The following is a 14,310-nucleotide window of genomic DNA, read 5'->3' on the forward strand; positions in this document are numbered from 1 at the left end:
GAATATATGACAGAAAAAATAAAGAATATCTTGAAAAATCATAAATATCTGATCGGAGCGTTTCTGATTCCGTTTCTGATCATGGAAATCATCGCAGTGCTTCAGGAAGTACAGCCTTTTGGCACTCAGTCGTTTTTGATCGTAGATGCGCTTCATCAGTATCTGCCGTTCTTTGCGGATTATCAGGAAAAACTTCAGTCGGCTGACAGCCTGTTTTATTCTTTTCATGGCGGACTGGGTTATAATTTCTGGGGACTGTGGGCCTACTATCTGTCCAGTCCGCTGAATCTTATTATCATATTTTTCCCCAAGGATATGCTGAACATGGTACTGAGCCATTTGTTGATCATTAAAATTGCTCTGTGCTGTTTTACCGCAGCGTTTTATTTTTACAAACGAAGAGGAAAAGAAGAATTTTCAATCATTGTATTTGGAATGGCATACGGATTCAGCAGCTATATTGTAGGATACAGCTGGAATATCATGTGGCTGGAAGTGATGATTCTTCTTCCGGTTATTTTATATGGTTTTGACAAGATGATGCAGGGAAAAGGATGGAGAACTTACTGCGCAGCATTGTTTTTATCTTTGTGGTGCAATTTCTATATGTCTTTTATGACATGCCTGTTTTTGGTGCTGTGGTTTTTGTTTTACGAACATTCGGGAATGAAAGCGTTTTTCAAAAATGGAATCCGGTTTGCCCTGTGTTCATTATTGTCAGCCGCTATGGCAGCCATTGTTTTGGTTCCGGCTTACATCGGGATCATGAAGACTTCTTCTGCTCAGCTGGAATTTCCGGAAGATTTGTGGTATGGAACATTTGGCAATATATTTTCGCGGCATTTTCTTGGAACAACACCTCTGACCATGTCGGTAGATGATTCGGATATTAATCTGTACTGTGGAATCCTGACACTTTTGATGGCTCTGTTTTATCTGCTGTCCGGTCAGATCAGAAAATCCATCCGAATCAGGAAGCTGATCCTCCTGGCCTTTTTGTTTTTGAGTTTTAATATGCCTGTTTTGGGATATATATGGCATGGATTCCACAATCAGTATGGAATTCCAAACCGGTTTGCGTTTCTTTATATTTTTCTGCTTATTTCCATGGCGTATGACGGCTACCGGGTTTTTATGGAAAATGGACGCGGACAGGTGTGGAAGATTTATCTGAGTTTTGCAGGATTGTGTATTCTTTCGGGGATAGCGGCCTATACAGCGGAAAAAGAGATTGAGCAGAAAGCCATTCTCTGGACTGCCGGAATAGGTATAGTCTATCTTTTGATTTTTGGGTTATACCAGACGAAGATCCTGAGGAAAAAAATCGCGGCAGGAATTTTGTGCACAGTATTTGCAGGAGAAATTACGGCAATGACTGTAACCGGTTTTATAGAGAACGGAACCATTGACGTCAGTGATTATTATCAGGACACACAAGATATACAAACGATCAAGGAAACATATGATAAAGAGGACGAGAACCGAATTGATCTGGCCAGCGGAAGGATGCTGGATGAAAGCATATGGCATACATTAAACTGTATGACACTGTTTGGATCGACAGCTCAGGGCAGTGTGGTGGATATTATGGATCAGCTGGGATTTTATACCGGAGTGAATGAATACCTGTATGAAGGAGCTACGCCGTTTACCAATAATCTGTTTTCTATGAGATATCAGATTTACCGGCCATATGATTCCAGGCCGACGGCATTCCAGCCGGTGGATACGGTGGGAAACCTGACGGTTTATGAAAACCCATATGATACCTCCATTGGTTATGGAATGTCTGCGGATGTGACCAAAAACTGGGATTATGGCAGTCTGAATCCTTTCTATGTGCAGAACAGTCTGGTGGAACAGGCATATGGAATTGATGATCTGTTTGATCTTCTGCAGACGCCTCAGCCGGAACTGAACAACTGCAGGATCGTTTCAGACAATGGTCAGGGTGAGTATGTGATCGAAAATGAGACTGCCATGACAGATAATGTAACTTTCACCATCGTGGCAGAAAAAGATGAAGAGATGTATCTTCATTTTGACTGCGGCCAGGCAGAAAATACGGTTATCGAAAGAAATGGAGAACAGATTATGTCCGGCCGTTTAAATGGTCAGATTCTGTATCTTGGACATATGGAAGAAGGAGAAGAAGCCAAAGTCCGGATTCAGCTGGAAGAGGGGACAGACTCCACAGGAATCCTGCGGCTTACGCTGGCGTCTCTGGACGAATCAGTGATGTCTGATGTATACGGCGAGATGGAATCGCAGTCTTTCAAAATGACAAAGCACGAAAGTTCACGTGTTGAGGGAAATATTACAATGAAGGAAGATGGGATTGTATTTTTCTCAATGCCGTATGATGAAGGATGGAAGGTTATGGTTGATGGAAAAGAAACCAAGGCCCAGGCAGTCGGAGATGCGTTTTTGGGGGTCCCTGTTTCAGAAGGGGAACATGAGATTGTGCTGACTTACCGGTCTCCTGGTTTTGCGGCAGGAGCGGTTCTTACCGGTGCTGGTTTTGTGATCTTTGTGCTGATTACGATCCTGGAGAATCGTAAGAAAAAAATAATGAAATTGAGAAAGTTTTATCATGGAAAATATGATACACTGGAGGAGAGGAAAGGAGGAACAGGTTATGAAGAAAATATTTGCTAAGTTAATAGCACTGGGTTTATGTGCCATGATGGCAGTTCCCTGCGTGAATGCAAAGGCAGACAGTACACAGAAATATCTGGCGCTGGGAGCCAGCTTAAGTGCCTCTGAGCAGAAAAAAGTCCTGGATCTGCTGGGGGTGGATGACATGAGTGACTATCAGGTGATCAAAGTAACAAATAAGGAAGAACATGAGTATCTGGACGGGTATCTGTCTAACAGCGTGATTGGAAGCAGGGCTTTGTCTTCTGTCACCGTGGAACAGACGGGCAGTGGAAGCGGGGTGAATGTTTCAACTGAAAATATCACATACTGTACTTCCGGAATGTATCGGAATGCGCTGGTAACGGCAGGAATTGAAAATGCGGAAGTTAAGGTGGCAGGACCATTTAAGATTTCCGGAACTGCGGCACTGGTTGGAGTTATGAAAGCATATGAGGAAATGACAGGAAAAGAGATTCCGGAAAAAAGCAAAGACGCAGCTACAGATGAGCTGATCACAACCGGAGAGCTGGCAGAGAATATTGGATCTGAAGATGCGGAGAAGATCATTGCGGACGTAAAGCAGAAAGTAGCGGAAGATAATCTTACATCTGCCGGGGAGATTGGAGATGCCATCGATGAATCTGCCAAAGAACTGAATATCAACCTGTCCGATGAAGACAGAAAGATGATACAGGATCTGATGGATAAGATTTCCGGGCTGGATCTGAATGTAAGTCAGTTAAGGGAACAGGCAAAAGATATTTACGATCAGTTAGGCGGAGCAGAAGGAATTCTGGATAAGATCGTGAACTGGTTTAAAGGTGTTGTCAACTGGTTTAAAAATCTGTTTTCATAATCTATGATAAAACGCATATCCCTCTTTATGTAACCATAGGATTACATAAGGAGGGATTTTTTTATGGAACAGAATCAAATGCTTTTATATGTAATGGCCATCGGATGCACGCTGTGTGTTATGTTTGGGATTTATAAAAATCCAGCCTATCTGCTTATTTTACTGATCCGGGGATTCTTTTGCTCTGTACTGGTATACGGTATTCATATTGTCTGTTCACGAAATGGAATCAGCGCGCCGGTGGATCTGAATTTTTTATCTATTGGAACGGGAGCTTTGCTTGGCCTTCCGGGCATTATCGTGTTATATGCGGCAGGGATATGGATTATATAATACTGCACAATGTATTTTTTTAATAAATATAGGAAAACTATAGACAATAAAATGGAAATATTGTAAAATAATGGAACAAGAAAGGAGGGAATATGATTTTATGGATGCTAATTTATCTGACCCTGGCCGTGATATATGACTGGCGGGATTTTCGAATCCCTAACTGGCTCAATGCCGCAGGAGCTGTGATCACAGTGATAATCTGTGCATTGCAGGGAATGGAATGGTCTGTTATGGCAGTGGGAGTCCTGATTCCGTTTATGTGCTGTATCGGACTGTTTTATCTGCGGGCTCTGGGAGGCGGCGACATCAAAGTTCTGATGGTATGTGGTATACCTCTGGGAGCTGCAGTAATTCGTTTTTTGATTTTATCTTTTTTGTGGAACGGTGTAATTGCCGTCTGCGTCTTATGGAAGCATCGAAGCTTTCGTCTGAGATTTTCTTATCTGCGTCATTATCTTTCCGGATGTCTGAGAGACGGACAAATTACATCTTATGAGAATCCGGATGATGAATCCAAGTATCTGCATTTTACATATGGAATCTTTTTGGCATATCTGACACAGATCGTGGGAGGTTTGTTATGAAAGAAATATGTGTGGGAGTCTGCTGCGAAGACACAAGATATGGGAGAAAACTGATGGAATATCTGAACCATCAAAAAGAGTTTCCCATGACTGCCTGGTTTTTCGCAGACGAAGAGGCTCTTTGGAAGAAAGAAGAAGAAGGGGTATTTCAAAGTCTTGTACTGTCTGAAGGAATTGAGGATCACGGCAGAGAACCGGTCTGCAGGCTGGGGGAAGAGTGCGCCAGCGCAGCGGTAATCGCGTCGGAGATTTATGAAGGACTGAGAGTGAGAAAAAAAGAAGAATGTCTTGTATACGGCGTATATTCTCCTTTCGGAGGACAGTCTTCTACAAAATTTGCCCTGGAACTTGCCGGAAGAAGACCCATGGTCTATCTGGGAATGCAGCCCTATCTTCCATTTCCGTCCAATGAAGAAAATACAGATGAACTGCTGTTTCGGATCCGTCAGAGAAGGGACGACTGTATGGAATACTTTGAAAGTCATCAGGAAGAACTGGGAGAAGCGAAAGGATTTGCAGGAGCCGGATGTTTTCTTGATTACAGGGAACTGACCATTGATGACTGTCTGTGGTTTTTAGAACAGGTTCGGAAAGAGGAAACGGCACTTGTTATTGATATTGGAACGGCGTGTGTTCCCAGCCTTGAATTTTTCCGGATTCTGGACAAGATCTATCTTCCTGTGACGGAACAGGAAATGAAAACAGATCTGTATGCCGGATTTTTGAAGCAGATGCGAAGATATGGAATCTGGGGGTGCAGCGGCATGGAAGAGGTCGTGATATGTAGAAATGAAACAATAAAGGAAGTGGTTTCCCGATTATGAAAGAAGAGATTAAGAATCGGGTAATAGAGCGGCTGGATTTTACGAGAGACATTACGGACCGCAGATTAAAAGAGATTATCCAGGAGGTGATTCTGGAGATTTCCAGAGAAAAACCGATGCTTCTGGAAGAGAAGATCAAATTATCCAGGGAAGTATTTTATGCCCTGCGGAAACTGGATTTTCTTCAGGATCTGCTGGAAGATGAAGCAGTGACGGAGATTATGATCAACGGTTATGAGCATATATTTATTGAGAGAGGAGGCAGGCTGTACCGCTATCCGGAGAAGTTTTCCAGTGAGGAAAAACTTTACCAGGTTGTTCAGCAGATTGCTTCCAGTGCAAACCGCATGGTTAATGAGATGCATCCCATCGTAGATGCCAGGCTGGAGGATGGTTCCAGAGTGAATATCATACTTCCGCCAGTGTCTCTGGATGGGGCTGTTATGACGATCCGTAAATTTGCAAAAGAACCCATGACACTGGAATGGCTGTGCGAGAGAAATGCCTTTTCCAAAGAAGTGGGAGAATTTTTAAAAATGCTGGTCAGGGCCAGATACAATATTTTTATTTCAGGAGGAACAGGGAGCGGGAAAACAACGCTGCTGAACGGCCTGTCTAACTGCATTCCGAAGGATGAAAGAATCATAACCATCGAGGACTCCGCGGAACTTCAGCTGAATGGGATTGAGAATCTGGTGCGCCTGGAGATGCGCAATGCCAATGCGGCAGGAGAACACCAGATTGACATGAAAGATCTGATTAAGGCAGCGCTGAGATCCAGACCGGACAGGATCATCGTAGGAGAAGTGAGGGGAGAAGAAGCGCTGTCCATGCTGAATGCGATGAACACAGGGCATGACGGAAGCATTTCCACCGGACATGCCAACAGTACAGGAGATATGCTCCGAAGAATTGAAACCATGGTATTAATGGGAGTGGACATGCCCATTGCGGCAATCCGCGGGCAGATGGCATCGGCCATTGATATGATTCTTCATCTGGGGCGGCTTCCGGATGGATCCAGAAAACTGATGGAGATAGCAGAAGTAAGCGGCATCCGCGGGCAGGAAATACAGATTCATCCGATTTTTGAAAGAAAAGAAAACGGAAGGCTGGAAAAGACAGGGGAGATACTGCATATAGGGAAATTAAAGGAGTATGGACAGTATGAAAAATATGAGGAACTTATGGGAAAAGTGTTCCATGGAACTGAGGGAGTGGAGACATGAAAAAAAGGAACTGGGAAAGGGAACGGTTCTTGGAATTCTGATCTGCTGGCTGTTTTATGACCGTATCTGGATCGTAATGTTCATATGGCCGCTTCTGGTGCCATGGATGCGTCAGCAGAGAGAAAAACGAAAGTGGGAAGAAAGAGAAACTCTGAGAAAAGATGTCAGAGAGATGATGCAGTTTGTAAGCAATGGATTATCAGTGGGATATTCTCTGGAGAATGCTTTAAAGGCAGCTTATCAGGATATGAAAGAGGCAGGAGGCAGTGAACCGGGCAGGCTGATCAGAGAACTGGAAATTTTAACAGAAACCATCAAGGTGAATTCTCAGGCAGACCGGCTTCTGCTCCAGATGGCAGACCGGATTGATCTGGAGGAACTGCGTCAGTTTGCGGAGATCGTCTCTATTGTAAAGCGCAGCGGCGGCAATCTGATCGAGATAGTCAGCCGGACGGCAGAACATCTGGGGCAGTCGCTGCAGATTAAGGAAGAAATCCGGACAGTAACTGCAGCAAAGCGTATGGAGAAAAAAGTGATGTCTGTCATGCCCTACTTTATTCTCGTTTATGTACGAATCACAAATCCGGGGTATTTCCAGGTGCTCTATGATACAGTTCCCGGAATACTGCTTTCAACCGTTTGTCTGGCTGCGCTGATTGCGGCCGGACGGTGGGCAGAAAGGGTGGTTATGATTGAAATATAATTGGATCGAACATCTGGCAGAACGTCTGCCGGAGCACATAAAAGAAGAACGCAGGGAGGCTGTCAGCGGATACTTTGCAGGCAGCAGGCGCCAGCTGGAAGAGAAGGTAAAGGAAAGTCTCTGCCGGCAGCTGAAAATGGTTCTGATTTTTACGGTTATTTTCCTTTTCCTTCTTCTGATCATGGGACTGTACGTTCTGATGCAGGACAGAGATATCGTTATAACAAGAAATCCAAGGGGAGACGATGTAAAAGAAGAGATGCTGGAAATTGAAGCGGATGGAAAGAGAGATTCTTATGATCTTACAGTCAGGCCCAGAGGATACAGAGAGGAAGAGATCGGTGAGGCTTTCCAAAGAGCAGAAACATATTTAAATGACAATATAAAAGGGGAGAATGAATCCATTCACGATGTGGAAAAATCGTTGTTTCTTCCGGAAAAGATACCAGGAGAAAATATCCAGATCCGATGGGAAAGTGAGGATCCTGCAGTTGTAGATGAGGAAGGAAATGTGTTTTCGAAAAATGTAAAAAAGCCGGTGATCGTTTCCCTGAAAGCAGAAGCCAGCTGTCAGAGTAAAACAGAAATTTTTACATTTCCGGTGTGCGTGGTCCCTGGAAAAGCGGGACAGAAAAAAACGCAGAGGCAGACCGTGATCGAAGCGCTAAAAAAGCTGGAAGAAGAGAATCTTTTCAGAGAGACATTTTCGATTCCGAGAGAACTGGCAGAGGGAAAGATATTTAGGGAAAACAGTAGAAAAAATATTGGTGCGTGGATTTTTTTCGGAGTGTGTACCATAGTATTTTTCTGGAATAAAGAAAAAGAATCCTGCAGAAAAAAGCAGAAGATGGCAGAAGAGGATTCGAAAAAGGAATATTCGGCAATCATACAGCGGCTGGTGCTGTTTCTTGAAACCGGGATGAGCATTCCGGCTGCAATGGAGGAGATATACCGGGAATATAAAAGCAGGAAAAAAGAAATGTTTGTATATGAGGTGATTGGAAAGTCGTGCCGCCAGCTGCAGCTTGGAGCAGCTCAGGAAGAAGTGTTTCAAAACATAGGAAGTCAGGTGCGCCTGGAGCCATACCGCAAACTTTCTGCGATTTTAATTCAGAATATTACGAGAGGATCGGATGAATTGTTTGTGCAGCTGAAGTCAGAGGAAGAACAGGCATTTTTTGAGAGGAAAGAGCAGGCAAAACGGAAGGGAGAGGAGGCGAGTACAAAACTGCTGGCACCAATGATCATTATGCTGGTTGTGATTCTGGCGCTGCTTATGTTTCCGGCGCTGGCAACATTTACATAAAGGAGGAGCAGGAGATGAAAAGATTTTTAACGGATGAATCCGGCATGGGAGTTGTAGAGGTGATTCTTATCATAGTTGTTCTGATCGGTCTCGTTATTATTTTCCAGACGCAGATCAAGACAGTCGTTAACAATATTTTTAAGACGATCACATCGAAAACAGGACAGGTGAAATGATAAAGGATGAGAGAGGCAGCATTACGATATTTCTGGCTGCAGTATTCCTTGTATTTCTTCTTCTGATCAGTATGTGCACGGAAGGAATTTATCTGTATATCGGACGCGGGAAAGCCATGGGAGCCTGTATGGCCGGGCTTTCCCATGTCAGAGGAAATTATCAGAAGGAACTGGAAGAGAAATATCATATTTTTGCCATGGATCCCAGATACGAAACAAAAGCGGAAGAAGATATCAGCGGGAAAATAAAAAACAGCCTGGAAGAAAGTCAGGATTCTTTTCATTATGCAGTTGGAAATACGATACTGTCGAAAAAAGTATATCTGGCAGATCAGGGCGGAGAAGCATTAAAGTATCAGATCAGGGAACTGATGAAATATGAAATGCCGGCAGACCTTTTATCTTCCTGGAAAGACCGGTGGAGCCGTACCAGAGAAGCGGGAAAAGAAATAGGAAGTATTCGGGATCAGATGGATCAGGATGAAAAAGAAGCACAGGAGAAAGAAGAAGCAGAGGAAAAGGAAAAAAAGGAGGAGAAAGATGAAACAGCGCAGGCACAAAGAGAAGAAGATCCCAGAAAAGGATTTATGGAACTGCTCAGGGAAGGCTCTGTCCCGCTGGTTATGGGAAAGCAGAAGGTATCTTCCGGAAAGGTACCGATACAATATGGGGAAAAGGATACCTCAAAGGAAACGGCATGGAATTTTATGAAAAAAGGAAAGATGGAACAGCAGCTGGAGGAAACAGAAAAAATGACTTCAGGGACAGGCATCACGGATGAACTCCCGGCTGTTTTGTACAGTCTCCGTTATTTCAGGAATCTGACATCGAAAGAGGAAAAGAAAGGAATTCAGTATGAAGTGGAATATCTGATTTCGGGAAAAGATTCAGAAAAAGAAAATCTGGGATCAGTTTTCTGGAAAATGATCGGACTAAGATTTCCGGTAAATGCGGTCTGTGTTTATCAGGATCCGGCTAAGAAGGAAGAGGCGGGACTGATTGCGGCATCAGTTCTTGGCATTACGGGAATCCCGCCGCTGGTGGCGGTGGCAAAACATCTGCTTTTGCTGGCGCTCGCTTATGGAGAATCTGTGATAGACGTAAGGAATCTGGCGGAAGGGGAGAAAGTACCTCTGGTAAAGAATGCTTCCAGCTGGCAGCTGTCTTTTGCGGGACTGGCAGGACTGAACTGCAAAAGAAAACCGGCAGAGCAGGGGCTGTCCTATGAAGACTACCTTGGGCTGCTGCTTGCCGCACAAAAGGATAAACAGCAGAAATATTTTCGGATGATGGATCTGATCGAAGATAATATACGCAGAGAAGAAAGTGGATTTAAGATAGACCGGTGTCTGGTATCCTGTCAGGTTACAACCAATCTTAGAATAAAGCATTTGAGATTTGGCGGGATGACACTTCCGTTTGGAAGCTTTTTCAGCTGGAAATTCCAGCGTACAGTATCGTATTAATGGACATGAGAAAGGAGGTGGAGAAAGATGTTCTCTTGTCAAAAATATTTCTCAGAGAAGGCAGCCCAAAATGATAAAAAAGAAGCCAGAAACCTCAAGAGGACATCTTTCTCTGCCTCTAAAGATGGTGCAGCAACGGTAGAAGCAAGTCTGATTCTTCCATTGTTTCTGATTGTTTTGCTGCTGCTGGCATCAGCGGGAGAATTTCTAATGATTCATGGTCAGATTGCCCATGGTTTAAAAGAAGCAGCCTGTCAGGCAGCGACAGCAGAATACGCAGCCGGCAGAGCAGGAAAGGGAGGAAAAATTTTATCAGGAATCAGCGCAGGAGCCGTGTTTTTATCTTCGGTAGACCGGCAGTTTCTGGACAGAAGCGGACTCCTTGGCGGAAGCAAAAAAGCAGCGGCATCAATCCGGCTTACAAAAAATGCGAAGGAAGAATACGAAGCGCAGCTGACTTATACCATACGGAAAGAGTATCCTTTTCTGCCGGAAATTACAGGTGTTTATACGCAGAAAATACGACAGAAAGCTATGACAGGTTATGTTCCGGATGGTGATGAAAGATCGGAAGGCATGGTATATATCACCCCGCATGAAAGTGTGTACCACACAGATTTGAACTGTACACATCTGGCACTGGATATTTCAGTGGATGATGAAGTTGAAAAATATCTGGAGGGAAAGACAGCATATAAGGAATGTGAAAAGTGTACAAAGTACCATGATGGAGAGATTGTCTGTCTTTATGTGGCGAAAGAAGGGGAGGCGTATCATACGGATCTTTCCTGCAGCGGATTAAAAAGAACGGTACAGCAGGTGGATAAAAGCACATTGAAAGGAGTAAAACCATGTCAGCGATGCAAAAAACAGGAGGATACATAACAGTAGAAATGAGTCTGATCCTTCCGATGGTTCTTTTTGCCCTCCTTCTGCTGATGGGTTATGTATGCTATTTTATGAACTGCGGAGTGGTTCAGGGGACGATGGAAGAAATATCAGCGAAAGGGACGGATACATTTCAAGGAGGAGATTATGATACCGGCGAGATATCCTATGCCAGGCTGAATCAGAGAAATTTGTATACGGAAATGTTTCCGGGGAAAGAAACCGCTGCCGGGGAAGTAAAAAAAGAACTGAAACAAGAATTGTCTGCCCATCTGTTTCTTGGGCGGATATCAGATATCAGCGTCAGCAGCGGAATGACTCAGATCAAGGTTCAGGTTGAGACATCGTTTTCGGTGCCGGGAGCTTCGTTTTTGGAAATGTTCGGTATCAGAGTATTTCAGCATAAGGGAACATACGAGGCATCATATCTGGAAGAAATGGAGAAAGTAAGGGGATGGAGTGTCATTGAAGGAACAATGGATTAGAGAAGGATTTTCCAATTATTATACGGTAAAAAAACAGGCGGATATTACTTACGAGAAAAAGATTCTTCTGCAGCATTCGCTGGAATGTCTCCTGCCGTGTGAGTTTCGTATGGAAGATGAGGAGGAGTACTACTATTTTGAAACAGGAATGTATCTTCCGTTTATGAAAAAGATCAATCAGATAGATCCGGCAGCTTTCTTCTATGAATTTTTCTGTTCGCTGGAGGAAATAGAATCCTATCTTCTGAATCTGGATCATCTTAAGATTGAAGAGGGGCTGATCTTCCTGAGAGATGAATGCCATCCGGTATTTTGCTATCTCCCGGAACAGGAAAAAAATATCTACGACCAGATCCAGGAGTTTCTGGAAGAATGCATGGAGAAGATCTCATATAATGACCGGAAAAAAACAAGGATTTACTATGAACTTCACAGCTATCTTGCGAAAGAAAAGCCAAACATCCGTCAGATTAAAGAATTTTTAAAGCCGAAACCGGAAGAGAAGAAGATAACGGAACAGCAGCCTGCTGCTGAGGAAAGATACAAAGAGAAATCAGAACCTGTGGATGGAAAGAACAGGACAGTTCTGGTGAAAGAAATCATTTTGGTAATTCTGTCTTTTTTATGCATTGGAATCGCTGCTTTTTTCACTGTAAAGCTGATGGTCTATGGTCTGTATTACAAGTTTGTTCTGGGGTTTCTCGGAGCTGTTTTGGGATTTGGAGTGGATGCTGTCTGTCTGCTTAAGATCTTTAAGGAAGAAAATTCAGAAGAAGAGATGGAAGAGGAAGAGACAGAGTTTACGAGAAAGCTGACAGAAGATGATCAGAAAACGGTTCTTTTGCTGGAACTGCCCATGGGATATTTAAGAAAGACAGATCAGGATGAGCGGATTGAGCTGACAGGAAAAGAGTTTGTTATAGGCAGTCAGGAAAGAGGGACCGATTATCAGTTAAAAGAGGTGGGAGTCAGCAGGAGGCATGTCCGGTTTTGGGAAGAAGAGGGGGAAGTATGGGCAGAAGACCTGAACTCTACCAATGGTACGAAAGTGAATGGAAAAAGAATTCAGAGACAAAAACTGAACCATGGAGATGTTGTTGTCATTGCAAGAGAGGAGTTTTGCTATGAAGAGGCAGTTGGGACATTCTGATAAATGTGGTACAATAAGCAAAATATTGAATCAGAATGGGAGAGTGCAGAATGTATCAGAAAATCATAGAACTGCTGCGGATCCATGGATATATAAAAAATGAAACGGCGGCTGGTCCGGTTTATGTAAAAACCATAGGAAAGAGCAGCAAAGGCGTTTTTGTATCATATGATGAAAATCCGGATGGAAGCAGGGTGACTCAGGAAGAAATAGAAGATATGATACGCGAAGGAAAACGGATGCTCGGAGATCAGACGCCGGTCATGGTTATTTTATTGTCGGAGCATGGAAATCATGTATTTCTGGATCCGGAACATCAGTTTGACGAGCTTTACGGGCCGGTTTCCGCTGTCCTTCAGAGCAGCAGGAAAATACAGCCGGAAAAAGAAAAGCGGACATGGGCGGCTGGAACTTATAAGGCAACAATTTTAATTTTTGCGGTGAATCTGATTCTGTTTATTTTGTCAGAAGTATATGGGGACATTGTTTACTATATGGGCGCCAGCCGGCCGGATCTGGTGCTTTATGATCACCAGTTTTACCGGCTTCTTACGTCCAATTATCTGCATTTTGGTTGGGATCATTTTTATGGAAACATGGTAACTCTGATCATTCTTGGAACGTTCCTGGAGAGGATCATGGGCAGCCTGTCTTATTTCCTTTTATATACCGGTTCCGGGATTCTGGGATCACTGATTTCCGCATTTTATTATGAGGCGGCTGGAGAAATCGCCTGGAGCGCGGGAGCCTCCGGAGCGATTTACGGCATTATCGGCGGTCTGATCGCGCTCCTCATTTTCCAAAGAGAGAGAATCCGGAGGATTGATGGAAGATGGCTGGCGTTTGTCGTATTTGGAAGTTTATTTCACGGATTTCAGAGTGTGGGAACTGACAACGCCGCTCATATCGGAGGATGTGTCAGCGGATTTATACTGGCAGTGCTTCTACACGTTCTGTGGACGGGAAAACAAGGGTAAATGTAGTTCCGTGATTGAGGGCAGAATCCATATGGATTTTGATATGAAGTTCTTCGGCAATCTCGTGAACGACCGACAGGCCGATCCCGTTTCCTTTTGGGATAAAGGAAACACCCCGGTAGAAAGCCCGTGCCTGCTGTTCCCTGGTCATGCCGATGCCGGTATCGGATAAATTCAATACGATGTGCCCTTGTTCCCGGCTCAGGGTAACTGTAATATTTGGCGCCTGACTGGCGCCTTTTTTTCGTTTGATTGCTTTTACCGCGTTGGACACCAGATTATGAAACATCTGGAGCAGTTTTGCCTTGGCTCCGTACACATAATACGGACCTGGCGAGTCGGTCTGGAGGCGGAAGTGAATGTGTTCACGGTCCATCTGATAAGACCAGGATGACTGGATCTCGTGGAACAGGTCAACCAGGTCCAGAGGTTCCATGGCAGCGGATGTGGTGTCAGAAGGCCTGAGAGTCTGCCGGATCATTTCAAACAGCGAAGCAAAGTCCTCCTTCATCTTCAGCCAGTGCTCGTCTTTCTTTAATGTGATATTTTCGTTCTCTATGTACTGCAGCTGGCCGTAGATCAGGGTCAGACTGTTCTTTATCTCATGTGAAAATGCAGCAAGTTCATAAGATTTGTTCATCATTTTCATTCTCCTGTTTTTTCTTTCTGTTTTTATTATGAAGAAATTAA

General features: G+C 43.9%; 15 protein-coding genes. 14 read left to right on the forward strand and 1 reads right to left on the reverse strand.

The window, feature by feature from the left end:
- The first annotated feature begins 6 nt into the window (after positions 1 to 6).
- From JMF81_RS04000 to JMF81_RS04065, 14 genes are all read left to right on the forward strand, one after another.
- Positions 7 to 2,658: a YfhO family protein gene (locus JMF81_RS04000; RefSeq protein ID WP_201310176.1), complete on the forward strand. Its 2,652-nt coding sequence runs from the start codon at positions 7 to 9 to the stop codon at positions 2,656 to 2,658.
- The gene (locus tag JMF81_RS04005) at positions 2,639 to 3,496 is read left to right on the forward strand and encodes a DUF1002 domain-containing protein (RefSeq protein ID WP_201310177.1); all 858 of its coding nucleotides are present in this window, start codon (positions 2,639 to 2,641) and stop codon (positions 3,494 to 3,496) included. The genes JMF81_RS04000 and JMF81_RS04005 overlap by 20 nt, the downstream gene beginning before the upstream one ends.
- Positions 3,497 to 3,559: 63 nt before the next feature.
- The gene (locus tag JMF81_RS04010; protein WP_201310178.1) at positions 3,560 to 3,829 is read left to right on the forward strand and encodes a hypothetical protein; all 270 of its coding nucleotides are present in this window, start codon (positions 3,560 to 3,562) and stop codon (positions 3,827 to 3,829) included.
- A gap of 92 nt (positions 3,830 to 3,921) precedes the next feature.
- The gene (locus JMF81_RS04015; RefSeq protein ID WP_201310179.1) at positions 3,922 to 4,416 is read left to right on the forward strand and encodes an A24 family peptidase; all 495 of its coding nucleotides are present in this window, start codon (positions 3,922 to 3,924) and stop codon (positions 4,414 to 4,416) included.
- A complete protein-coding gene (locus JMF81_RS04020) occupies positions 4,413 to 5,240 on the forward strand; it encodes a hypothetical protein (RefSeq protein ID WP_201310180.1) in 828 nt (275 codons plus the stop codon). Before JMF81_RS04015 ends, JMF81_RS04020 begins: the two co-directional genes overlap by 4 nt.
- On the forward strand, positions 5,237 to 6,469 hold the full coding sequence (locus JMF81_RS04025) for a CpaF family protein (protein WP_201310181.1): 1,233 nt from the start codon (positions 5,237 to 5,239) through the stop codon (positions 6,467 to 6,469). The genes JMF81_RS04020 and JMF81_RS04025 overlap by 4 nt, the downstream gene beginning before the upstream one ends.
- Positions 6,408 to 7,172: a type II secretion system F family protein gene (locus JMF81_RS04030; protein WP_201310182.1), complete on the forward strand. Its 765-nt coding sequence runs from the start codon at positions 6,408 to 6,410 to the stop codon at positions 7,170 to 7,172. Before JMF81_RS04025 ends, JMF81_RS04030 begins: the two co-directional genes overlap by 62 nt.
- Positions 7,162 to 8,478, forward strand: a complete 1,317-nt coding sequence (locus JMF81_RS04035; RefSeq protein ID WP_201310183.1) for a type II secretion system F family protein — start codon at positions 7,162 to 7,164, stop codon at positions 8,476 to 8,478. Before JMF81_RS04030 ends, JMF81_RS04035 begins: the two co-directional genes overlap by 11 nt.
- 14 nt (positions 8,479 to 8,492) lie before the next feature.
- Positions 8,493 to 8,654, forward strand: coding sequence for a Flp1 family type IVb pilin (locus JMF81_RS04040; protein WP_201310184.1), 162 nt, complete (start codon positions 8,493 to 8,495; stop codon positions 8,652 to 8,654).
- Complete coding sequence (locus tag JMF81_RS04045; RefSeq protein WP_201310185.1) at positions 8,651 to 10,120, forward strand: DUF5702 domain-containing protein; 1,470 nt, start codon at positions 8,651 to 8,653, stop codon at positions 10,118 to 10,120. The genes JMF81_RS04040 and JMF81_RS04045 overlap by 4 nt, the downstream gene beginning before the upstream one ends.
- 27 nt (positions 10,121 to 10,147) lie before the next feature.
- Entirely contained in the window at positions 10,148 to 11,005 is an 858-nt protein-coding gene (locus JMF81_RS04050; protein ID WP_201310186.1) for a pilus assembly protein, read from the forward strand.
- Positions 10,972 to 11,493 (forward strand): hypothetical protein, encoded by a 522-nt coding sequence (locus JMF81_RS04055; protein ID WP_201310187.1) that lies wholly within the window; start codon positions 10,972 to 10,974, stop codon positions 11,491 to 11,493. Before JMF81_RS04050 ends, JMF81_RS04055 begins: the two co-directional genes overlap by 34 nt.
- Positions 11,474 to 12,643: a DUF6382 domain-containing protein gene (locus tag JMF81_RS04060; RefSeq protein WP_201310188.1), complete on the forward strand. Its 1,170-nt coding sequence runs from the start codon at positions 11,474 to 11,476 to the stop codon at positions 12,641 to 12,643. The genes JMF81_RS04055 and JMF81_RS04060 overlap by 20 nt, the downstream gene beginning before the upstream one ends.
- 50 nt (positions 12,644 to 12,693) lie before the next feature.
- Positions 12,694 to 13,620, forward strand: coding sequence for a rhomboid family intramembrane serine protease (locus JMF81_RS04065; protein WP_201310189.1), 927 nt, complete (start codon positions 12,694 to 12,696; stop codon positions 13,618 to 13,620).
- Here the strand turns inward: JMF81_RS04065 and JMF81_RS04070 are convergent.
- On the reverse strand, positions 13,571 to 14,263 hold the full coding sequence (locus JMF81_RS04070; RefSeq protein ID WP_243282532.1) for a sensor histidine kinase: 693 nt from the start codon (positions 14,261 to 14,263) through the stop codon (positions 13,571 to 13,573). The two genes, JMF81_RS04065 and JMF81_RS04070, sit on opposite strands and share 50 nt — an antisense overlap.
- Positions 14,264 to 14,310 lie beyond the last annotated feature (47 nt).

Origin of the sequence: Anaerostipes butyraticus, from assembly GCF_016586355.1 — a bacterium.
Classification (GTDB): Bacteria; Bacillota; Clostridia; order Lachnospirales; family Lachnospiraceae; genus Anaerostipes; species Anaerostipes butyraticus.